The organism is Streptomyces sp. NPDC051976 (assembly GCF_040680795.1).
Classification (GTDB): domain Bacteria; phylum Actinomycetota; class Actinomycetes; order Streptomycetales; family Streptomycetaceae; genus Actinacidiphila.
Genome location: NZ_JBFAXL010000070.1, coordinates 1 through 21,861 on the forward strand (window position 1 = coordinate 1; position 21,861 = coordinate 21,861).

Genomic DNA, 21,861 nt, shown 5'->3' on the forward strand with positions numbered 1-21,861 from the left:
GCTGCCAGCCCTTCACATGGACCAAAACCGCCGACGACATCCTCGAACACGCCACCCCCAAACGTCCAAGGACTTCATTCACACGACACTAGATCCACTAGACAGTAGGGGAAGTACTCACGCCCCACGACAGAGAAGGATGACCGCATGGCCATACGGACAACCCGTCGCACCCGGTTGGCGGGAACCGCGGTCGCCGTCGCCACCGGCCCGGTCTGCGCCCCGTCGGTGCAGACGGCCGCGGCCGGCGAACCCGCCGCGCGCCACTGCCTGGTTGACACGCAGTCCAGGCAGCAGCGCTGCTTCGGCACGTTCACCGAGGTGATCGACCGCGCACGCTGACGTCGGCCAGATGATCAACGAGCGGACCCAGTCCATCGGCTTCAGCTAGGCCGCCACCCGTCAACGCGGTCCCGCATGAACGCGGTACCCCCACACGTCACACCCCCCACTGGAGATCACACATGACCACCCGTACACGTATAGCCATCCTGCTGACGACGATGGCCACCGTGGGCGGCATGGCCTTCGCGCCCGCCGCGCAGGCCGACGAGTCGGCCCCCACCACACGCGAGCTGCTCGACAAGTGCGACAACGGCACCGACTCCTGCATCTTCCACACAGATGGTCCGGCCACGGATTCGATGGGAGAAGCGCATCAGGTAGGCGACAGCGCGTACAACTGCACCCAGGACCTGCAGCGTTCGAGCATCGCGTGGGCCGATACGACCGGCCAGTCGAACAGCGTCGGGGTCTCGCTCAGCGCGGAGTACGGCTTCGCCGAGGTCTTCAAGGTGGCCATCGAGACGTCCTATGGGCACACCTGGGAGAGTTCGCACACCGAGACCGACACCACCAACGTCGACGTCCGCCCCGGCGAGGTCGGCTGGGTGACCCGCGAAGCCCCGATGCAGCGCGTCGCGGGCACATACGAGCTGCACTTCCCGGACCCGTTCTACGGTCACTACATCTGGTACGTGCCGATGGACGCGACCGGCCCCAAGCCGAACGCGACCGGCACGAAGACGCAGCACACCCGCCCCATGACCGAGCAGGAGAAGGCCGAACACTGCGGCTGACGCCTCGACGCCTCTCCCGCCCTTCCCGCACCGGGTCCCTGAGGTCCGCTCCGGGAAGGGCGCCCCGGACCGGGAGGGGCGATCACGCGTGGGCGGGGACTGCGGCGACGATTCTGCCGATGCGATTGGTCGAGCATCGTGCTTGTCGTAGCAGTCGCCAGGACTTGAGAAGCTGTGTCTGGAGCATGCATGACAGCTGGCAAGCGAAGGGAAGTGCTCGTCCTTGCTGGGCCGGATTTTGTGAAACCCACTGGATGCGCTCCAACTCAGCGTTGAAAGTGGCCCGACGAGGCCGGGATCGGCGCCACGCCAGCGAAGGAGGCGAAGGCGGCCTCGGGACGAAACCGGCCCGGATGCGACCATCTGACCTGGATCTGGGCTGCGGTGATCGCGCCAATGCCAAGCAACTCCGGGAGTTCCTGGGCCTGTTGATGGACGAGCTGGAAGAGCTCCCTTGCCGAGCGCGCCGGGGCCCTCTGGGAAGAGGCGCTCGCCACCCTGCCCGACACCGCGGACTACACCGAGGTCGCCCGCCGGGCCTTCAGGGAGTCGTAAATGGTGTAGCTGGGGCCCGCCGGCGCCTCCGGAAAGCAGCCCGGCGGCACCCGAGCGAGCCGGCATGACGCTGTCCGGCATGATCTCTGCGCGTACAGCGGGCTGATGTCCGCCACGCGGTTCTGGATATCGACAGCGCGAGCGTCAACTTGGCGTGGGCACCCTCGCCGGCTGGGTCACGTGCGGCGCGGATTCAAGACGCGCGAAATCCGCGCTGATCTCACCCGCGGCTTGCAGGAGAAGCGGCAGATAGTCGTGGATCACCACCTCCACCGGGGTCTCGGCGGCGTGCGCGTTGACATTGACGCTCGCGATGACGCGACCTGATCCGTCCCGCAGTGGCGCGGCCACTGAACGGATGCCCTTCGCCAGTTGCTCGTCGGTCATCGCCCAGCCACGAGCACGGACCTCTCGCAGCTCGGACTCCCATTCCATGCGGTCGGGCTGCCACAGAGCGTGCAAACCCGACCGGCTCGGCTCGGCAAGGATGCGGGCCACTTCCTCCGGCGGCAGCGCGGCCAGCAGGACCTTGCCCAGCGACGTCGACAGCGCGGGGAACCGGGTACCGATCTGCACGGCGAGCGTGACGATCTTCGGCATGGCCACCCGGGCGACGTACACGATGTCCGGGCCGTCGAGCTGCGCGATCGAACAGGACTCGTTCGTCCGCTCGACCAGCTGCTCCAGGTGCGGCCGCGCCACGTCCCACAGCCCCATCGAGCGGACGTAGGCGACTCCGAGATCGAGCACCCGCGGGGTGAGCATGAACCCGCCCCCCTGCTGCCGTACATATCCCAGCTCGGTCAGGGTGAGCAGAATCCGGCGTGCGGTCGGCCTGGCGAGCCCCGTCGTGTTCGCCACGTCGGTCAGGGACATCACCGGCTGGCGGGGCTGGAATGCGGTGATCACCTCCAGTCCTCGGGCCAGTGCCTCGATGAAATCGGGGCCGGTTCCTTCGCGAGGCATCGGGCCTCCTCCTGGTGGTGGCTGTGACGACCAAGGAACGGCAGTCGTCCGTCATGCGGACAAGCTGACGGCGATAGTTTACCGCTCAGGAACCGGGTCGCAGGGCCCCAAGATCTATCGCAGCAAGCTGCCTGACCGCACAGCGGACAACCTTATCGCGTGCGGGAGTAAGCGCCGCAGACCACCCCAGGGGTCGTCAGAGGGGCAGCGCATACATCTGTCCCGCCCGCTGGGCGGCAACCCCGGAATCGGTCGATGTCCGCCCTGGAGCGGTCGGCCGGGACGCCGGCTCTGCCACTGAGAGTCCCTTCTCTCAACGCGATGTGTGTCCCGATGTGCACGGCGTGCGGATCGATCCTTCAAGTCCCGCGCTTGCCGCCCTTCTCCGCGCCTGGCGCCAGCGGCTGCAACACGCGGATTCCCTCATCGGCGGAGGTAGGAGGCAGTTGCGAGAACGCCACCGCGCGAGCTGCGCGTACGACAGCAGGGCACTTGGGTTGGCGTCTTCTGAGTTCGGCACTGTCGACTCAGGGGAATTGAGATCGCCGTCGGCGCTCGGCCGCTGTGAACCGGGAGGCGTGGGTGAGGGCGGTGCTTGCCCGGATCGCCGAACTCGGAGGCGGGAATGGTGTACGCCTGGGCGCGCGGTCCCGGGCGAGGAGGCCCGGGACCGAAGGTGGACGCTCCTGCGATGTGCCGGAACGGCGCGATGGCGGGGCTGTCAGCGGTAGGTGTTATTGCTGGTGTGCTCGCCGGCGAGCCACGAGGCGAGTTCCGCACGAGCGGTGCGCCGGCGTTCGGCGTCGCTCTCCTCGATGCCGGGCGCGTCGAGAGTGAATTCGAGGAGCAGGCCGTTGGGGTCGCTGGTGTAGAGGGAGCGGCAGTAGCCGTGCTCCAGGACGTAGGTCTCGTCGGGCTTCCAGCCGGCCTTCTCCAGCCGTCCGGCGATCGCGTTCTGCACCTCCTCGGTGACCTTGAGCGCGATGTGCTGGAACGGCGAGTGCGGCATCTCGGGGCCGAACTGCTTCTGGTCCTCGGGATCCGCGAACTGGAAGAAGGCGAGGGCGCTGCCGTCACCGAGGCCGTAGAAGGTGTGGCAGTACGTGCGCACCGCGCCGAAGAGTTCGTCGGACTCCTTCCAGGTGGCGACGAGGGGCAGGCCGATGAGGTCCTCGTAGAAGGCCCGGGTCGCCTCCTGGTCGCGGGTGACGTAGGCGTTGTGGTGCAACCGTGACGGCAGGGCCGCGGTGCTGGATGCGACTGAGGGCGCGGGGGAAGCCTGGGTCATCGTCGACTCTCCTTTGAGATTCCTTGACCGCTGAACTTTAGCGGACACCTGTCCGCCAGACGGTCACTGCTCGCTACCTTCATGCGATCCACCCTCGACGTCAAGAGCCTGACGGTCCGATTTGCCAGAGGATGCCTTTCGCGCCAGCGCGACGCATGGTTCTGGCTTCCTCGCGGCGCCACAGTCGGCGTGCCACAATGACAATCAGCGGACAAATGTCCGCTGTGCGGTTGGAGGGATGGTTTCATGGAGATGCCCACAGAGTCGGCAGCACCCGGCAGGGGCGGCGGGCCGCTGTCCGGGCTGCTGGTCGCCGACTTCTCCCGGGTGCTGGCGGGCCCGTACGCGACGATGCTGCTGGCGGATCTCGGTGCCGAGGTCGTCAAGGTCGAGTCCCCCGGCGGTGACGAGACCCGGACGTGGATGCCGCCGACCCGCGGTAAGACATCCACCTACTACCTGGGGGTCAACCGCAACAAGCGCTCCATCGCCCTCGACCTGCGCGCTGAGGACGACGCCCTCGCGGCGCGTGAGCTGGCGCACCGGGCGGACGTCGTGATCGAGAACTTCAAGCCGGGCGCGCTCACCAAGTACGGACTGGACTACTACAGCGTCGCGGCCGAGAACCCCGGTGTGGTCTATGCCTCGATCAGCGGCTTCGGGCCCGGCGCGGGCCGTCACGTACCCGGCTACGACCTGATGGTGCAGGCGATCTCCGGCCTGATGAGCCTCACCGGCGACCCGAAGGGCGAGCCCTACCGCGCCGGCATCTCCGTCTTCGACGTGATGGCGGGCAACCACGCGACCATCGGCATACTCGCCGCGCTACGGCACCGTGACGCGACCGGCGAGGGCCAGCACGTCGAGGTCAACCTGCTGTCCTCGGCACTGTCCGGCCTGGTCAACCACAGCTCTGCCTATGTGGCCGGCGGCACCGTGCCCTACCGGATGGGCAACGCGCACCCGAGCGTCTTCCCCTACGAGCCGTTCCCCACCGCCGACCGGGACCTGATCGTCGCCGCCGCCAACGACGGCCAGTTCCGGCGGCTGTGCGAGGTCCTCGGCATACCCGAAACGGCCGACGACCCGCGGTTCGCGCACAACAAGGACCGCACCGCCCGCCGCGCGGAACTCCGGCCACTGCTGGTGGAGCGGCTGGCCACCCGGGGCGCGGCCGAGTGGTTCGACGCCCTGGTCGCGGCCGGGGTTCCAGCCGCCCCCATCAACACCATCGACGGAGGCTTCGCCCTGGCCGAGCGCTTCGGACTCGAACCGGTCGTCGAGGTAGGCGAAGGGGAGCGGGCCGTCCCGATGGCACGGCACCCGATCACGTTCTCCGCGACACCGGCCCGTTACGAGCTGCCGCCCCCGGAACTCGACGAGCACGGCCCCGAACTGCGCAAGTGGCTCACGGCACCGCGGGACCCGCGCACGACCGAGGAGGACACCCGTGACTGACCGGCCCTCGTCCTACCCCACGGCGCTGGGGGCCTCCTCCCGCACCTCGATCACTCTTCTCGGCGAGGACCTCGCCCGTGACGTAATGGGCCAGGTCGGCTTCGGCGAGCTCGCCTACTGGCTCGCCACCCAGCGCCGCCCCATCCCCGGCCAGGTACGGGTCTTCGAAGCCGTCCTCGCCGCACTGGCCGACCACGGCTTCACCCCGACCGCGATCGTCACCCGCCTCACCTATCTGTCGGCGCCGGACTCGGTGCAGGGCGCGCTCGCCGCCGGGCTGCTGGGCGGCGGCTCCCGCTTCCTCGGTGTCACCGAGGACACCGGGACCTTTCTGCACGAGGTCATCGAACGCCATCCCGGTTCACTGCCGGACGACGAGGCGGGATGGGATGCGCTCGCCCTCGAAACGGTCCGCGCACAGCGGGCGGCCGGGCGGTTCGTGCCCGGCCTCGGCCATCACGTCCACAAGGACGGCGACCCGCGCACTGCCCGGCTCATGGAGATCGCCGCTGAGGAGAAGCAAATCGGCCCCCACCTGTCGCTGTTCGCCGCGATCGGCCGGACCCACCCGCAGGTCCTGGGCAAGACCCTGCCGCTGAACGGCGCCGGGGTGTGCGGGGCCGCGCTGGCCGACCTCGACCTGCCGATCCCGCTGCTGCGCGGCTTCGCCCTGCTGGCCCGTACCGCGGGGCTGATCGGGCAACTCGCCGAGGAGATGCGACATCCGGTCGCGACCGACATCTTCCTCTCCGTCGACCTCAACAACCGGCCCGTCGCCCCCGACCCGCACCCAGGAAACCTGCCATGAGCCGGTCACCGGCACGCGAGCCCGTCGTCCTGCTCGTCCACGGCGCCCACCACGGTTCCTGGTGCTGGAAGGAGGTGACGGAACGGCTGGGCGCGACCGGCGTCCGCAGCCACGCCATCGACCTCCCCTTCACCTCCTTCACCGACGACACCGAGGCCGTCCGTGCCGCCGTGCGCCGGGAGGCACGACACGGCCCCGTGCTGCTGGTCGCGCACAGCTACGGCGGCCTGCCGGTCTCGGCTGGCGGGCACGCGGCGGCACGCCTGGTCTACATTGCCGCGCGGATGCCGCTGCCCGGCGAGTCCCCGGCACAGCTGACGCCCACCTGGACCGATCCCGCCTTCCACCGGTCCGTACGGACGGGCCCCGACGGCACGGTGACCCTGCTGCCCACCGCCCGGGAGGCGCTCTACTCCGCCACGCCCCTCCGATACGCCGAGCACGCGGCGGCCCTCTGGCGGCCGATGCGCAGCCGGGTGCCGGACACTCCCGTCGACGACCCGGCGTGGCTGACGGTCCCCAGCGCGTACGTCGTGTGCACCGCGGACCGGACCGTCCGCCCCCAGGCACAGCACACCTGTGCCGCACGTGCCGCCACACACGTCGAACTCGACTGCGACCACTCGCCGTTCTACTCCGCGCCCGAGCCGCTGGCCCGATTTCTTGCCGCGCAGGCTGCTCTCGTCGTATCTCAGTGAGAATTCGAGGGCGGCGCATCCATACCGCCACCCGCCAGTGGGCACTCCACGCCTCGCCGAACCGCTTACTTTGCCGGAGATGGCCCGGCCCATATGAGCCTGCGCACCTTCGCCCGCCGCTTCCGCGACGAGACCGGCCTGCCGCCCCGCCAATGGCTGACCAAGCCGCGGCCGCCGTGGACGAACTGCGCATCTTGGCGCCGGCCTTCATGAGCGCTCTTTGTCCAGACTATGAGCAAACGATGACGGCTGGCGATCGGGCGCTCGAGGGCTGCTGTGCTCGAGGCATGAACAACAGGCTCAGCCAGTGGGGTGGAGTTCAAGGACTCCTCCTCGGATGGTGGGGGCACGATCGTCGATAGCGGCGAGAAGATCACGCAGATGATCTCTGACGACACGTGGAAGCAACTGGGCAAGGACATCAAGTCGTTCGGTCCTACCGTGATCGCCTACCAGGTCACGACGTACGACTGGGGAAGCCAGAACCAGCAGCGGGCTGCCTACGAGAAGGCCGTCGACACGGCCAAGGACGCCGGGGCCAAGGTGGTGTTCGTTTCGCCGCCGCCCATCAAGATCGACAAGTTCTACCGGCAACACGAGGCGCAGATGCGCACCGCTCCCAAGGCAGCCGCGGAAGTCGCCGGGAAGAGCGGTGGCACGGCGGCGTTCTTCGATGCCGCGCAACTGTGGGGCACCGACGCCTCGGCGGAGAAGGCACAGCGTGCCGCGGACGGGATCCACAACTGCCAACAGGGGGCGGCCGCCTTCGCCAAGTGGTTCACCGACAAGCTCGGCGAGCAGGAAAGCTTCACGCCGGCGTCGGTGGACTCCTGGGCCCAGGAATCCTGGACCGGTGATGAGCGATACAGCAAGCTCGGCTGTGCCGCCTGACGGAACGGTTGACTTCATGCTTTCGCGTCTTCCGTTGCCCGCGACCGCCCGCGGCCGCACGGTGCCTGCCCGGCACCGTGCGGCACGCCGCAGCGGGGTGGGCCGTGCGCACATAGCAGCTCTCGACGGGCTGCGCGGGTTCGCGGTCGCGGCCGTGCTGCTCTTCCACGCCGGGCATCTACCGGGCGGGTTTCTCGGCGTCGACCTGTTCTTCGTGCTCTCCGGCTACCTGATCACCGGGCTGCTCCTCGGCGAGGCGAAGGGGCGCGGCCGGATCGCCCTGTCCGTGTTCTGGGGTCGCCGTGCCCGTCGCCTGCTCCCCGCTCTCGTCTGCGTGGTAGTCATGGCCGTAGCGGCCACGTGGGCCTGGGGGAGCAGGGCACAGCTGCGCTTTGCGCTCGACGACATGCCCTGGGTCGGGGCCCAGGCGGTCAACTGGCACTACATCGCGGAGCAGGTGGGCTACTGGCACGCCTCCGACACCCGCGTCTTCGCCCACCTGTGGAGCATCGGCGTGGAGTGGCAGTTCTACCTGGCCTGGCCGCTGCTGGTGGCAGTGGCCGCCCGGGGGCGGTGCGGTGAGCGGCTCGTGGCCTCGCTCGCCGGCGCGGGGGCCCTGGTCTCCCTCGCCCTGACCGTCTCGCTGGGGGCCGCGGTGGACACCACCCGCGCTTATGAGGGTACCGACACCCGTGGCGCCGCCCTGCTGCTCGGGGCGCTCGCGGCCACCGCGCCGGTGCGCAACCTCGTGCGCCGCGTGCCGCGCCGCGCGGCCGACGTCGTGTGTCTGTTCCTGGGGTGCGCGCTGGCGGTGGCGTGGGCTGTGACCGAGGGCGAGACGGCGCCCCTGCTCTTCCAAGGCGGGCTCTTCCTCCACTCTCTCGCCGCGGCCGTACTGATCGTCTTAATGGCTCAGGTGCCAGGCACCTGGGCGGCACGGATCACGGGCAGCCGCGTGCCGCAGGGCCTGGGAGAGCTGTCGTACAGCCTGTATCTGTGGCACTGGCCGGTGTACCTGCTGCTGTTGCCCCGACTGTCGGTGCTCGGGGACTGGGGTGCAACCGTCGTCGCGATCGCGGTGTCGCTGGTGGCCGCCGCGGTGACGAAGCGGTTCGTCGAGGATGCGGTGCGCTTTCGGCTGGGGTGGGCGCGCGGCAGGCGTGGAGTGATCGCTATGGTCGCGGTGGCCCTGGCCGGAGCCATCCTGTGGGCAGCGGTGCCCGAGCCGGTGTCGGGGGCGGGCACGGTCGACATCGGCCAGTTGGAGTGACCTCCGGATCCCGATCCTCACCCCGACCGCCCACACAATGGTCGGCACAACACGCTCACCGTGGAAGGGGACCCGTACATGACGCGTGTCCTGTTGATCGGGGACGATCCGGCCGTGCGCCGCGGTGTCGTCCTGGGCCTGTCCCGCAACGGGCACGAGACCGAGGCGGTCGGCACCGGCGAAGACGGTCTCGATGCCCTGGTTGCCATCAAGCCGGATCTGGTGCTGCTCGATCTGATGCTGCCCGGCATGAGCGGCCTGGAAGTATGCCGCCGCATCCGCGAGACCAGCCGGGTCCCCATCGTGATCCTCTCCGCGCGCGGCGACGACATCGACGTCGTGATCGGCCTCGAGACGGGCGCCGACGACTACGTCGTCAAACCCGCCAGCGCCGCGGTCATCGAGGCCCGGATGCGCGCGGTGCTGCGCCGCGTCGCCCCTGCCCAGGCCGACACCGACACAGGCGCCGGCCCGACCCTGGTGGGCGATCTCGAGATCGACCGCGACGCGCTGATCGTCCGCAAGCACGGCGAAGAACTCCCGCTCGCCCCCTCCGAGTTGAAGCTGCTGCTCTTCCTCAGCGCCGCCCCGGAGCGGACCTTCAGCCGCCAGCAGCTGCTGGAGGACATCTGGGAGCACAGCTACTACGCGGACGCCCGCCTGGTCGACGCCTGTGTGATGCGGCTGCGCTCCAAGATCGAAGAGGCCCGCAGCGCGATTGTGGACCGCACCCAGAACAGCGCCGTCCGCGACCTGCGCCTCCAGATCGACTCGCTCGCCCCCAACCTTCCGGCCGATCCCACCGACGCGGATCTGCGCGTCTTCGCGCGCCAGTTGGACAGTGCCTCGGCCGCCCGTGGCTGGCGCACGGCCGTCGCCCGCAATGGCGGGCCATTTCATCGGCAGCTCGGGCGACGTCAGCAGCGCCCTGCGCGACGTGGCGGAGAACGGCGACGCCACCTTCTACGAGCGTGTGGAGGACGCCGACGGGCCCCGGCTGCTCATCGGCATGCCGATCCGCTACACCGGTAGGCGCGATGCAGCGGAGAAACCATCGGGGCTGGTCGCCTACGCCGTTGTGTCACTGGACGGCGAACAGGCCGACGTCTCTGCCCTGATCACCGCGGCCTGGGCGGGTGCCGTCCCGAAGCTCGCCTTCGCCGTCGTGCCCGCCTTGTTCGCGGCCCACCGGGTGCTGCGTCCCGTGCGGCAGCTGCGTACGGCCGCCGAAAAGATCACCTCGGGTGCCCTGGACACGCGCCTGGACATCGTCGGCAAGGACGAACTCGCCGCGCTGACCGGCACCTTCAACACTATGGCGGCCACACTGGAGCGGGACGGCGCCGAACTGCGGCGGATGGAGACCAATGCCCGTCGGTTCGCCGCGGACGTCTCGCACGAGCTGCGGACGCCGCTCGCCGCTATGGCCGCTGTCACCGACGCCCTCGACGAGGACGCCCGCTCCGGCATCCTGCCTCCGGACACCGCCGACGCGGTCCTCCTCATCAGCGACGAGACCCGCAAGCTGGCCGGCGTGATCGAGGACCTCATGGAGATCTCCCGCCTCGACGCGGGTGCGGCGGTATTGCACCTTGACGACGTGAGTCTGCGCACCGTCGTCCACAAGACGCTTCACCTGCGCGGCTGGCGCGAGCCGGACGAGGTGATCACCGAGCTTCCCGAGGACGACCCGCGCATCCGGGTCGACGCGCGGCGCATCGACGTCGTCCTCGCCAACCTGATCGGCAACGCGCTGCGCCACGGCGCCGCTCCCGTCACGGTCCGGGCGACTGCCACGCAGGAGTCCCTCGTGATCGAGGTCGCCGACGACGGCCCCGGCATCCCCGACGAAGTCCTGTCGCATGTCTTCGACCGCTTCTACAAAGCGGACGCCGCCAGGGGCCGGTCCGAGGGCAGCGGCCTCGGACTCGCCATCGCGCTGGAGAACGTACGACTGCACCACGGCACCCTCACCGCCGCCAACCTCCCCAACGGCGGCGCGGTGTTCACCCTCACACTCCCGCGCACGCCCCGGCAGGAGGACCACCCATGAAACGCCGGCTCACCTGCCTCGTAGCCGTGGTGGCCATGCTGTCGGCAGGCTGCGGCATCGGCTCCACCGGCCCTGTCCGAGCCGGCGCCCCGGCGTCCGGCCTCCGCGAACCGGGCTCCGTGCACCACTATGCCCAGCTCTACTTCGTCAGCCCCTACGGCATCCAGGCCGTCACCCGCCAGGTCGACACCCCCCTGACCCCGCAACAGGCACTCGACCTGCTCCTCAATGGCCCCGACGCCGCCGAACGCGCCCGCGGCCTGACCACCGAGGTACCGCCACTCGACGGACTGATCGCGCACGGCGCCAACGGCGCCGTGAACCTGAACAATCCCCCGACGTGGACGTACGGGTCTACGAGGAGGGTTACGAGAGGCCCTGGACCGTTCGCTGCAACGCGGCGGGCAACGTCGTTCCCGTGCCCGCACCGTAGCCTCTCTTCCCACCGCCGCGGCACCAAGGAGTGTCTACATCACTGGCGCTCAGGTTCCGGTCGACGGCGGCCTCAGCGCGACCAGCGGACAGCCCCGCATGGAGGTGTGATCGCCGCCGCGCATCCCCCATGGGAGCTACTGGATTCGTCCGCCGGCGGGTGATCCGTGGGGTGCGGTCGAATCCCTAGCGTGGGTGGCGCAGGTCGCCGCTGAGGTGGCCGGAAGGCTGGGAGGCTGTCGATGAGCACGACGGATGTTCGCCGCGACGACCACGGGCCGGTGCGATCCGGCCGGGGTCGCGGCCGCTGGGGTCGGATTGTGCATGCCCCACTGGGATGGGCGCTGGTCGGGCTGATGGGGGTGGGTCTGGTCGCGGGTGTGACGGCGACCGGGCCGGGCCCTGTGCCAGTGCTGGGAGGGGTCGTCGCGGTGGGCGTGTATTGGGTGGTGATGCGCCGCGTGGCGCGGCGGGCCACCCCGGAGATCGCCTGGCGCGGCGCCGGGCGGCAGGCGCTGCTGGGCAGCGCAATCGGGCTGGGGTTCGTCGCGGTCTCGACGCTGCTGATCGCGGCCTTCGGCGGGTACTCGTTCTCGTGGGCGCACCACGCCGTCGCCGGAACGCTGACCTCGGTGCTGTCGGTGCAGGCGGGGACGGCGTTGACCGAGGAGCTGATGTTCCGTGGGGTGGCGCTGCAGGCAATCGAGCAGCGGTGGGGCAGTCGGGTCGCAGTCGCGGCTACCGCGCTGTTCTTCGGCGCAGCACACCTGGCCAACCCCGGGGCCACGCTATGGAGTGGAGTAGCGATAGCGACCGAGGCCGGCGTTACGTTGGGGGCGGCGTTCCTGTGGCGGCGCAGCATGTGGCTGGCAGTAGGCGTGCACTTCGCCTGGAACACTACCGAGCAGTTGCTGGGTGTCCCGGTCTCTGGGCATACCCCCGACGCTCGGCTGTTTAGCGTGCGCACGAGCGGCTGGCACCTGCTGACCGGCGGCGGCTTCGGCCTGGAGGCCTCGGTCATCCCGGTGTTGATCGGCCTGCTGCTTGCGGTGCCGATGTTCGCCGCCGCCCGCCGAGCTGGCAATGTGGTGCCCTCACGACGCGCCGACCGGAGGAACCGCCAGTGAACACGACCGCCCCGCCTCGTCGGCTGGTTTCGCCGCGAGGCGTGGCTGGCTTGCTGGGACGGCGGGATGCTTTGGTCGAGGACGGTGTGCTGGCGGCGGCCCTTGCGGTGCTGGCCTTCGCTCCGGCGCTGTCGAAGGTCGGTGCGCAGATCGGCGACCTGCCTCGCCGCCCAGCCGACGTGCTGAGCGTCGTGCTGGCCCTGGCGCAAGCGCTGCCGCTGGCCGTGCGACGAAGGTTCCCGGCGACTGTGCTGGCGGTCATCGGCTCCGCGTTCGCCGCCGATCAGGCCCTGGGCTACCCGACGACGTTCGCCAGCCTCGGGCTATATCTGGCTCTTTACTCCGCCGGAGCTCACCTCCTGCGCTTGCGCCGCACCGCTGCCGCCGCGGCGACCGTCGGCTACACCATGCTGGCCTTGGTGCTGCACCACCTCGGCTCACCGCATGGGTTCAGCGACTACTTCGTCTTCTATCTGGTCACCGCTCTGGCCTGGCTGGCCGGTTGCATGATGCGCAGATTGCGGGAGCAGGAGGTCCAGCGACGGCGGCTGGCCGCCGAGGCCGCCACCGCCGCCGAACGTGCCCGGATCGCCCGCGAATTGCATGACGTGGTGACCCATCACGTGACTGCCATGGTGGTGCAGGCCGATGCGGCACAGTTCCTGCTGGTCTCCGATACACAGCGGGCCGCGGCGGGGCTGACATCGGTATCCGATACCGGGCGGCGGGCGCTGACCGAACTGCGCTATCTGCTCGGCGTGCTGGAGGCGACCGGCGACACGGCGCTCCCGGACCGGACCCCGGCCCAGGGCGCGATCGCAGACTTGGTCGAGCAGGCCAGGGCCGCATGTCAGCCGGTCGAATTCATCGAAGTCGGCGAACGCCGGCCGCGGCCGGCCGCGGCCGAGCTGGCCGCTTATCGCGTGGTGCAGGAGGCGCTGACCAACGCGATGAAGTATGCGGCCGGAGCACGCACCCACGTCCTGGTGAACCACCACCCGTGGCACATGGAGGTCGAGGTGACGACCGAGGAATCCGCGACGGAAGGACCAGCGGGCTCCGCGTCCCCTCCCCGCACTCCGGAGCTGCCGGTCGGCGGCCGGGGCCTGGCCGGCCTGCGCGAGCGCATCCGCGTGCTCGACGGTGAACTGGAGGCCGGCCCGGGCCCGGACGGCGGATTCACCGTCCGGGCGCGGATCCCGTCCGGACCCGATCAGGAGTGACCTACCCGTGACCGACCGGCCTATCTGCGTGCTCGTCTGCGACGACCAGGAACTGGTGCGCACCGGCTACGCAACGATCTTCTCCGCACAGCCCGACATGGAGGTCGTCGGCGAGGCCGCCAACGGCCTCGAGGCGGTCGAGGCGGCGACGCGCATGCGCCCCGACGTGGTGGTGATGGACATCCGGATGCCCCTGCTGGATGGCATCCAGGCCACCCGCCGCCTGGCCGGACCCGACGCCGCCGATCCGCCGAAGATCCTCGTCGTCACCACCTTCAACGTTGACGCCTACGTCTACGACGCCTTCCACGTCGGCGCCAGCGGCTTCCTACTCAAGGACTCTCCCCCGGCCGAACTGGTCAACGGCGTCCGCACCGTCGCCCGGGGTGAGGCCCTGCTGGCACCGGCGGTGACGCGTACGCTCATCGGTCACTTCGCCGAACGGCTGCGCCCGGGCGACCCCTCCCGCACGGCGCGTGAAAACGTCGTGCGCACGCTGACACCTCGCGAGCTGGAAGTGCTCGAACTCATCGCCGAAGGGCTGTCGAACGCCGAGATCGCGGCGTCCCTGTTCATCACACCCGAGACCGTCAAGACCTACGTGTCACGCATCCTTACCAAGCTCGACCTGCGCGACCGGGTCCAGGCAGTCGTCCTGGCCTACCGGATCGGACTCGCTGGCGGCACGCCCTAACTAAACCTCTTTCATTCTGTGGGTCCAAGGGTGAAGAGGCCTGGTCGAGGGTGGTGACAGAGCAGGCCCCTGGTCGCTGGCGGTGTTGATTCCACTCGACACTGCTGACACCCCGGGGGGGCTCTGTTGGTTCTGTATGTACGAGCTGGTGGACTGATCCCGACCGACCGGGTGGCTGCGGACGAGCCGGTACTACTTGCAGAAACACAAGCAGCACGGCATGAACGTGCATCGTCGCACGCCCGAACGGGACCCTGCTCTAGTCCTCCCGCGCGACGCCGGGACGGAATCATGACCTGACTGCGGCCCGCGCCCACGGCATCGTCCAGGCCTGTCTCATCCGACAGATTCTCCTGCTGGCAGACCATGCCTACCAAGGCGCCGACGCCACTATCCGCACCCCTCTACTGCCACCGCGAACAACACCCGCGCTACAAAGGCCGGAACGGAGCGCCGCGGAAGGGAGTGTCTAATGAACGGCCCTGTCTCACTTTCGGTGGTGACGGAGCGTGCTGTTATCCGAGGAGGATGCGGTGCCGGAGCAGGGTGAAGCTTGCTCGTCCGTGCATCTGGCGCGCGATCCGTTTGGTCTTGGTGTTGACGCCCTCGGTTGGGCCGTTGCTGTACGGAAGCGTGAGCCCGGCGATCACGGCGTCGATGTCCCGGTCCAGGCCCCGGGTGAAAGCGTGTAGGTGGGGCAGATCGGCTGTTCGGACTTGGGCGATCCAGCGCGTGAGCGCATCGGGGTTGTCGGTGTGTGGCGTAAGGAGCGGGGCGAAGTCCCTGATGCCTGCGGCCAGTTGGGTCATCTCGGGGCAGGCGGCGGTGAGCTTGGCCAGGAGCTCGTGCTGCTCGGCCTTGAGGTTGTCGGGCCTGGTCAGCAGCATCCGGGCGAGTCGACGTGGCGAGATATGGCTGCGGTCGGCGTCCGCGCGGCCTTGGTTGATGTACTTGTGCAGGAGGTTCAGGCAGCCCGTGAAGCCGAGGGCCTTGATCTCTTCGAAGAGGTGCAGGACGGGGACGCCGGGGTCTTCAGTTCGGCGTTTGCGCCGGTGCTCGCGGTAGGGATCGACCAGGCTGGCACGGTACTTGGGGACGCGGAGCATGCGCTCGGGCCGGTCTGCTCGGGCGTATCGTTTGACGGTGTTCAGGGCCAGTTGCAGGCGGCGGGCGCATTCGAGCAGGCCCACGCCCTGGTCAAGCAGGCCATGGACATGGTGCCAGCGTTCGAGGGTGGTCTGGGCGCGGGGCCCGTCGTAGATTGGGGCGTCCAGTTCGGTGGCCCAGCAGGCGCTGTGTGCCTTCACCTCGCTCAGGGCGGCTTCGCACAGGTTCTTCCATAAATGCCAGCGATCACCGACTTGCACCGCGTCAGGCAGGGCACGGCGGATGGCCTCGGCATAGGTCGCCGAGCCGTCACGGCACACGACCTCGATGCCCGGATGCTCGTGCAGCCACGCTTCCAGGGTGTCGGCGGTGCGGTCGGGCAGCACGTCGATCCGTTCATGGGTCTCGGCGTCGATGATCACGGTGGCATAGCGGTGCCGCCGGCGCAGAGCGAAGTCGTCGACGCCGATCACACGGGGCACCCGCCCGATGGGCAACGGCATCCTCAGCAGGGCGCGTAGGGCCGTGTGACGCGACAGGCTCACCGCCAGTATCGTCAGTAAACGCGCCCCGGCCCGGCCCGCTAACTCCTTGACCACGGCCTTGACTTGCCTGGTCAGACGCGTCGTACGCCGCTGGTATCGGTCCAGCACTCCGGGCACCTGTTCGCGGAAGGTGTGCAGGCAACCGCGGGTGGGACACACCAGACGCCGCACCCGTACACGGACCACCACCCGCCGGCCGTCGACCGGTACGTCGGCCGCCGTCCGCCAGTGATAGCCGTGCACCCGCCCCGACGACGCCCCGCACACCGGACAGACCGCAGTGTCCTGCGGAGTACGTGCCCGCACCACGACCCGCTCGCCCTCGTCGACCACATCCTCGATGACCAGCGGGGACAGCCCTGAAAACACCGTCTGTAATAGCTCGTTGACACCCATCACACGGATACCAACGACTCCTCACGACTCTGCGTCACCACCGAAAGTGAGACAGGGCCGTTAAATTGACACACACCCTCGGTGGCAAGCACCGCCACGGTTCCTTGGGTGATACCGATGCTGTTCCAGGCCGCGGGCGAGGCCCCTGACCGGGCGTCGGCCCTGTCGGCCCATGCGACCTGCGGAGTCGTAGACTCCACATCGCTACACCACTTCGCGGACACCGTTGGCGAATTCGGCGTGGTCGCCAAATGACCTTGCGGCGGGATGATGGCTGGATCGGCGTGGGGGCGCGAGCGTGAGGTGATCGAGGTGTCGCTGCGTCCACGTCTGCCGGGCGAGGTTCCGGCTCAGACCACCGAGGTGGCCCGGCTGGCCTTTCCCAAGGACTGTGAACCGCCCCGGGTGCGGGACCTCCCGCCCCGTCAAGTCACAGGTACAGCTTCTTGTTGATTGGGACGCCGTTCTCCCGGCAGTACGTCTCGTAGTGGTTGATGTACCACCACACATCGAGTGTCTCGAGGAACTCGCCCTGGTCGTCGAAGAAGTCGATCGGCCCCTGCAGCCAGCCGAACAGCTTCACACCCTCCGGATGATCAGTCACCAGTGTGTGCGACAGCCCCGGCGTCTCGTAGATGAAGCTTCCCGGCCCCGCCACCCAGTCGTACTCCAGGTACCGGCAGCTGCCCTCCAGGCACACCATCACCACCGTCCCCCGGTGGTTGTGCGTCCCGACCACCCCTGGACCCTTGATCCACAGGATGTTGCTGAACGTGTTGCTGCGCACGTCGAACGCCAGATGCCGGATCGCCGCACCTTCCCCGAAAGGAATCCACGGACTTTCCTCCTCCGACATCCCGATATGGCTGCCGTCCACTCCGTACCGCTCGATCACGTCCTTGTACAGCTGCGGCGTATCCACGATTTTGTACGCCGTGGACGGTGCCGACAGCCCTGCCGTCTCCACATCGGACATTGAGGATGCCTCCTTGCATCTGAAATCGGAAAACGCGTCCCGCCGTCCCGTCGGCCCCTCGACACGGAGATCCCTGCACTGGACCGTTGCTGTGAGCCTATGTCGCGGCGTGGTCCTGGTCGCGAGTCGTTTGACCCGATCCGCCCGGTCAAGTCCGCCGACGGAGCCTGCGACATATGTCGCAAGCCAGTTCATTGTCCCCTCACGCACGGTGAGGGCCAGCCTCAGGCGGCTGGTGCGGTACCAGCCCCTGGTGCACGGCGAACAGCGCGGCCTGCGTGCGGGACGTCATTCGGAGTTTGCGCAGCACGTTGCTGACGTGAGTGCGTGCCGTGCGTTCACTGATCACCAGCTCGTCGGCGATCTGCTGGTTCGACCGTCCCTCGGCGACGAGGACGAGGACGTCCCGTTCACGTCCCGTGAGGGCCGCGAGTCCTGTCGGGGGCGAGACGATCTGCTGGGTGAGTCCTCGGGCTACCGCAGGGTCGAGGAACACCTCTCCTCTGGCCGCCGCACGGATGGCGGAGACCACCTCGCCCGCCTCCGCGTCCTTGAGGAGATAGCCGGCCGCTCCCTGAGCGAGCGCGGCGTGCACACGCTCCATCTCGCCGAAACTGGTGAGCACCACGATTTGGACCTCGGGATATCGCTGCTTGATCGCCCCGATAGTGGTGGGCCCGTCCATCCTCGGCATCAGGAGGTCCATCAGCACGACGTCCGGTAGGCGGTGGTTCACCGCCATCCAGTCCAGGCGCGCGAGGGCCTCCTGGCCGTTAGCGGCCTCCTCTGCTACCTCCATGTCGTCCAGAACGTCCAGGTAGGCGCGGATACCCCGCCGGACGACTGCGTGGTCGTCCACGATCACCACCCGCGTCCGCCTCGGCACGACGCCCTTCACAGGGGTACCGTCTGCAGATCGTTGGCGTCTGCGGTCGATTCCGTAGGTACCGGCTCCGGTAGCTGGACGGGCAGCGGTATGACCACCCGCACTGTCGTGCCTCTTCCCGAACGTGACTTGATCTTCATGGTGCCTCCCCATCGTTCCGCCCTTTCCCGCATGGTGGTGAGTCCGTAGCCGTGGTCGCGGGGCCCTGCGGGACCCGCTCGGCAGCCTTCCGAATCAGTACTGGGTGTATCGGTGACCAGCCCGTTTCCGTCGTCGGCGACCGTGGCGACGAGTGTGTGGTCCCGCAGCACCAGACGTACGGTGACGCTCGTGGCCTCGGCGTGCTTGACGATGTTGTGAATCGCCTCAGCCGTGATCCGGTAGACGTCCTCGGCGAGTTCCGGCCCCAGTGCTTCCAGTCCCTTCGAGAACGCCATCCTGCAGGCGGGGCCTGCACGGTTCTCCGTACTGCGCACGAGCGCCCTCACGGCTTCCTCCAGTCCGAGCCGGGTGAAGGGGTAGGGCCGCAGTTCGTGGACCATGGCACGCAGGTCGGCCAGAACGGCCTGAGATAGTGCTCCGACCTCGCCCGCGAAGCGCTGCACCGCCGCTGCGGGTACATGGCCTCCTCGATCGCCCAGAACTCCGATCGCGTTGGCCTGCATACCGATCGAGAACACCTGCTGGACGATCGAGTCGTGCAGATCGCGGGCGAGGCGCTGCCGCTCGTCCTGGCGAGCACCCTCCCGCTCTCGTTGCAGCAGCGTCGCGTAGTCGACGGCGAGCGCGGCCTGCTCCGCCATGGCGGCCAGGAACTCCAGGGTCCGGCTGCTGATCTCCTGGCCGGGCGCGAAGTAGGCGTTGAGGGCGCCTTCCGCACGCCCTCGGACCATCAGCGGCACGCTGGCGAAGGAGTCCCAGGTCAGTTCCCCCAGGTAGGCGTGCAGGGGCTCCCAGGCGGGATCTGAGTGGATCTGCGCCCACCGGTGGGGCACTGCGACCGGCTGGCCATCCCGAACCGCGTCGAGCATGCACAGGCGTGCCCCCCGATCACGGCACTCCAGCAACCGGTCGAGGAACAGATCCCAGTGCCGCAGACCGGCGGATCCCAGCAGTCGCAGTTCCTTGCCCGTGCTGTCCAAAATCAAGATTTGCACGCCGGCCAGGCCGTCCGTCCGGACGATCTGCTGGGCCACCGCGTCCAGCGTCGCGCCCAACGACCCCTCGGTGGCAAGCGCTATCGAGGTTCGCGCGATCGCTGCGAGTCGGCGCTGCCGCTGCCACTCGTCGGTCACGTCGCGGAACGAAACCACCGTCAGTGCCAGATCAGTCGGCACCCTACGAGCACGGTACGCAAGTTCACGCGATGGCCCAGAAGCAGGAATCCAGCACGCCACCTGTTCATCAGGCCGATCCTCCAAAAGCCCCACCTGCGACACGGTGGCACCCTCGCCAAGTTCGAACGGGGACTGTACGCCGATCAGTTCGGCTTCCGTGCTCCCGCCGCAGAGCGCCACCCCGGCAGGGTTCAGCTTCATGAAACGGCCTGAATCGTCGATCAGGGCCAGACCGCCAGGTGCGACAGAGGCAACATCGTCCCACCCAACGAACGGGGTACCAGACATGGGCAGGCTCCTCACCGATGCCGCCACCGACGGGCGGTACATACGGGCAGGTCATGCGGCCACACGGCGTGCTATTCATGGTCAGCGCTGGTGGAAACCAGCTATAACCCGTGGGTGGCGGCAATATCGTAGCCCGAGGTCCCTAGGCCCAATCTACGTCATATGACCTGTTCCTTCTCCGGTCGAAGCGCCCGGTCGGACACGTCATTGCTCGCGTTCCGCCGCATGCGCCCGCCCACCTAGCGTTGGCAACGGGCCCGCGAGCCTGAGCCGATCAACGCCCCTATGCCCGGTCCGGCTCCGCGGTTCGTTCCGTCGACCGTCGCGGTCGTTGACATGGCCTGCCCCAGCCCCTCCCTACGAGCCACAGGAGCCCGTAATGAGCACGACCGCCTCTGCCCCGGCCGACGGCCCGCTGCTTGTGATCAGCGCACACGCCGGGGACTTCGTCTGGCGGGCCGGCGGCGCCATCGCGCTGGCCACGGAGCGAGGGCAGCGCGCCAAGGTGCTGTGCCTCAGCTTCGGGGAGCGCGGTGAGTCCGCCCGTGCCTGGCGGGACGGCCTCGAGCTCGACGACATCAAGGCGCTTCGCCGCGCCGAGGCCATGAGCGCCGCAGGTGCGCTGGGCGCGGAGATCGACTTCCTCGACGCCGGGGACTATCCGCTGCTCGAGACGCCGGAGCTGGTGGACCGCATCGTGCGCGTGTACCGGGAGGTCGACCCGGCGGTGGTACTCACCCACACACTGGTCGACCCGTACAACGGGGATCATCCTGCCGCGGCGAGGATGGCCTTGCAGGCCCGTGTCCTGGCCCAGGCGATCGGCTACGACGCCCCCGGTGAGCCGTTGGGCGCGCCGCCCGTGTTCTTCTTCGAGCCGCACCAGCCGGAGCAGTGCGACTTCAAGCCCGACGTGCTGCTCGACATCACGCCCGTCTTCGACCACAAGCGCAAGGCCATGGAGTGTCTGGCCGCTCAGCAGCACATGTGGGACTACTACACCGATCTGGCGAAACGCCGTGGTGTCCAGCTCAAGCGCAACGCCGGCCCCAACCTCGGTCTGGCGCACGCGACGATGGCCGAGGCGTATGTCCGGCTCTACCCCCAGACCGTGCAGGCCCTGGCGTGACGGCGGATCTGGCAGCGATGCGTCCCGCATATGGGCACCCGCTTCCCGTCCGGTGGCGTGGCCCGATGGTGCGCTCCCGTGAGCCGCGTCCGCGCGAGGCGCTGTCACCGACGACCGATGGCGCACATCGCCGCCGGTAACCGCGGCTGAGCCGAGGCCCATGCGCATGGCAGCCGCGGCAAGGAGATGATCAATGTGACCCCCCAGACGAAGGCTGCTCTGCACGACGGGGCAGGTGATCCGGTCCCCGACCGCATACGCGCCGACCATGCCTGGATGGTTGCCGTCCGCTCGCGATCTGCGGTCGCCGGGGGCGTCATATCGCTGGAGCTGGTGCCGGACTCGGCCATGGCTCTGCCGCCGTGGGAGCCCGGGGCACACATCGACGTCGTTCTGCGCACGGCCCAAGTGCGGCAGTACGCACTGTGCGGCTCCCCCGCAGAGTCGGACATCTGGCGGATCGCGGTGGCGGAGGAATTCGACGGGAATCACGGATCCGACTGGATTCAGGAGCATGCCCGCCCAGGAAGCGAGCTGCGAATCCGCGGTCCGCGCAACGGCTTCCCCCTGTACCCCGCGTCGCACTACCTGTTCGTCGCCTACGGCATCGGCATCGCCCCCCTGCTGCCGATGATCTCCCATGCCGAGGCATTTG

At 68.7% G+C, this 21,861-nt stretch carries 19 protein-coding genes and 4 pseudogenes; 15 read left to right on the forward strand and 8 right to left on the reverse strand.

Going from position 1 to position 21,861, the window contains the following annotated elements; all coding sequences use genetic code 11:
- Positions 1-147 precede the first annotated feature (147 nt).
- Both AB0M29_RS39175 and AB0M29_RS39180 read left to right on the forward strand, forming a co-directional pair.
- Positions 148-342 carry a hypothetical protein gene (locus AB0M29_RS39175; protein ID WP_365391587.1) on the forward strand — a complete coding sequence of 65 codons (195 nt, stop codon included), beginning with the start codon at positions 148-150 and terminating at the stop codon, positions 340-342.
- Positions 343-464: 122 nt separating this feature from the next.
- Positions 465-1,079: a hypothetical protein gene (locus AB0M29_RS39180; protein ID WP_365391588.1), complete on the forward strand. Its 615-nt coding sequence runs from the start codon at positions 465-467 to the stop codon at positions 1,077-1,079.
- 82 nt (positions 1,080-1,161) lie between these two features.
- Here AB0M29_RS39180 and AB0M29_RS39185 read toward each other — a convergent pair.
- From AB0M29_RS39185 to AB0M29_RS39200, 4 genes and pseudogenes are all read right to left on the reverse strand, one after another.
- Positions 1,162-1,248, reverse strand: a pseudogene (locus AB0M29_RS39185) (IS5/IS1182 family transposase); the annotation flags it as partial.
- Between the two features lie 97 nt (positions 1,249-1,345).
- A complete protein-coding gene (locus AB0M29_RS39190; protein ID WP_365391589.1) occupies positions 1,346-1,588 on the reverse strand; it encodes a transposase in 243 nt (80 codons plus the stop codon).
- A 190-nt stretch (positions 1,589-1,778) separates the two neighbouring features.
- Entirely contained in the window at positions 1,779-2,600 is an 822-nt protein-coding gene (locus tag AB0M29_RS39195; protein ID WP_365391590.1) for an IclR family transcriptional regulator C-terminal domain-containing protein, read from the reverse strand.
- Between the two features lie 721 nt (positions 2,601-3,321).
- Positions 3,322-3,888, reverse strand: a complete 567-nt coding sequence (locus AB0M29_RS39200; RefSeq protein ID WP_365391591.1) for a VOC family protein — start codon at positions 3,886-3,888, stop codon at positions 3,322-3,324.
- 246 nt (positions 3,889-4,134) lie between these two features.
- On the opposite strand from AB0M29_RS39200, the gene AB0M29_RS39205 reads away from it, so the two are divergent.
- The 12 genes and pseudogenes from AB0M29_RS39205 to AB0M29_RS39260 all read left to right on the forward strand — a co-directional run.
- Entirely contained in the window at positions 4,135-5,346 is a 1,212-nt protein-coding gene (locus tag AB0M29_RS39205; RefSeq protein ID WP_365391592.1) for a CoA transferase, read from the forward strand.
- Positions 5,339-6,154 carry a citryl-CoA lyase gene (locus AB0M29_RS39210; RefSeq protein WP_365391593.1) on the forward strand — a complete coding sequence of 272 codons (816 nt, stop codon included), beginning with the start codon at positions 5,339-5,341 and terminating at the stop codon, positions 6,152-6,154. Before AB0M29_RS39205 ends, AB0M29_RS39210 begins: the two co-directional genes overlap by 8 nt.
- Positions 6,151-6,852, forward strand: coding sequence for an alpha/beta fold hydrolase (locus AB0M29_RS39215; protein ID WP_365391594.1), 702 nt, complete (start codon positions 6,151-6,153; stop codon positions 6,850-6,852). The genes AB0M29_RS39210 and AB0M29_RS39215 overlap by 4 nt, the downstream gene beginning before the upstream one ends.
- Positions 6,853-6,901: 49 nt before the next feature.
- Positions 6,902-7,023, forward strand: a pseudogene (locus AB0M29_RS39220) (AraC family transcriptional regulator); the annotation flags it as partial.
- Positions 7,024-7,164: 141 nt separating this feature from the next.
- Positions 7,165-7,743 (forward strand): SGNH/GDSL hydrolase family protein, encoded by a 579-nt coding sequence (locus tag AB0M29_RS39225; RefSeq protein WP_365391595.1) that lies wholly within the window; start codon positions 7,165-7,167, stop codon positions 7,741-7,743.
- A 16-nt stretch (positions 7,744-7,759) separates the two neighbouring features.
- Positions 7,760-9,013: an acyltransferase gene (locus AB0M29_RS39230; protein ID WP_365391596.1), complete on the forward strand. Its 1,254-nt coding sequence runs from the start codon at positions 7,760-7,762 to the stop codon at positions 9,011-9,013.
- A gap of 78 nt (positions 9,014-9,091) precedes the next feature.
- Positions 9,092-9,718: pseudogene (locus tag AB0M29_RS39235) on the forward strand (response regulator transcription factor); the annotation flags it as partial.
- Positions 9,719-9,896: 178 nt separating this feature from the next.
- On the forward strand, positions 9,897-11,066 hold the full coding sequence (locus tag AB0M29_RS39240) for a HAMP domain-containing sensor histidine kinase (RefSeq protein ID WP_365391597.1): 1,170 nt from the start codon (positions 9,897-9,899) through the stop codon (positions 11,064-11,066).
- Between the two features lie 674 nt (positions 11,067-11,740).
- Positions 11,741-12,625, forward strand: coding sequence for a CPBP family intramembrane glutamic endopeptidase (locus AB0M29_RS39245; protein ID WP_365391598.1), 885 nt, complete (start codon positions 11,741-11,743; stop codon positions 12,623-12,625).
- On the forward strand, positions 12,622-13,848 hold the full coding sequence (locus AB0M29_RS39250) for a histidine kinase (RefSeq protein ID WP_365391599.1): 1,227 nt from the start codon (positions 12,622-12,624) through the stop codon (positions 13,846-13,848). Before AB0M29_RS39245 ends, AB0M29_RS39250 begins: the two co-directional genes overlap by 4 nt.
- Before the next feature lie 7 nt (positions 13,849-13,855).
- Complete coding sequence (locus tag AB0M29_RS39255) at positions 13,856-14,542, forward strand: response regulator transcription factor (RefSeq protein WP_365391600.1); 687 nt, start codon at positions 13,856-13,858, stop codon at positions 14,540-14,542.
- A gap of 147 nt (positions 14,543-14,689) precedes the next feature.
- Positions 14,690-14,965: pseudogene (locus AB0M29_RS39260) on the forward strand (transposase family protein); the annotation flags it as partial.
- A 92-nt stretch (positions 14,966-15,057) separates the two neighbouring features.
- Here the strand turns inward: AB0M29_RS39260 and AB0M29_RS39265 are convergent.
- The 4 genes from AB0M29_RS39265 to AB0M29_RS39280 all read right to left on the reverse strand — a co-directional run bounded on the left by AB0M29_RS39265 (position 15,058) and on the right by AB0M29_RS39280 (position 20,077).
- Positions 15,058-16,599, reverse strand: coding sequence for an ISL3 family transposase (locus AB0M29_RS39265; RefSeq protein ID WP_365391616.1), 1,542 nt, complete (start codon positions 16,597-16,599; stop codon positions 15,058-15,060).
- A gap of 421 nt (positions 16,600-17,020) precedes the next feature.
- Positions 17,021-17,566 (reverse strand): 2,4'-dihydroxyacetophenone dioxygenase family protein, encoded by a 546-nt coding sequence (locus tag AB0M29_RS39270; protein WP_365391601.1) that lies wholly within the window; start codon positions 17,564-17,566, stop codon positions 17,021-17,023.
- A 202-nt stretch (positions 17,567-17,768) separates the two neighbouring features.
- A complete protein-coding gene (locus tag AB0M29_RS39275) occupies positions 17,769-18,425 on the reverse strand; it encodes a response regulator transcription factor (protein WP_365391602.1) in 657 nt (218 codons plus the stop codon).
- A gap of 35 nt (positions 18,426-18,460) precedes the next feature.
- Positions 18,461-20,077: a GAF domain-containing sensor histidine kinase gene (locus tag AB0M29_RS39280; protein WP_365391603.1), complete on the reverse strand. Its 1,617-nt coding sequence runs from the start codon at positions 20,075-20,077 to the stop codon at positions 18,461-18,463.
- 379 nt (positions 20,078-20,456) lie between these two features.
- On the opposite strand from AB0M29_RS39280, the gene AB0M29_RS39285 reads away from it, so the two are divergent.
- Positions 20,457-21,206: a PIG-L deacetylase family protein gene (locus tag AB0M29_RS39285; RefSeq protein ID WP_365391604.1), complete on the forward strand. Its 750-nt coding sequence runs from the start codon at positions 20,457-20,459 to the stop codon at positions 21,204-21,206.
- The last annotated feature ends 655 nt before the right edge of the window (positions 21,207-21,861 follow it).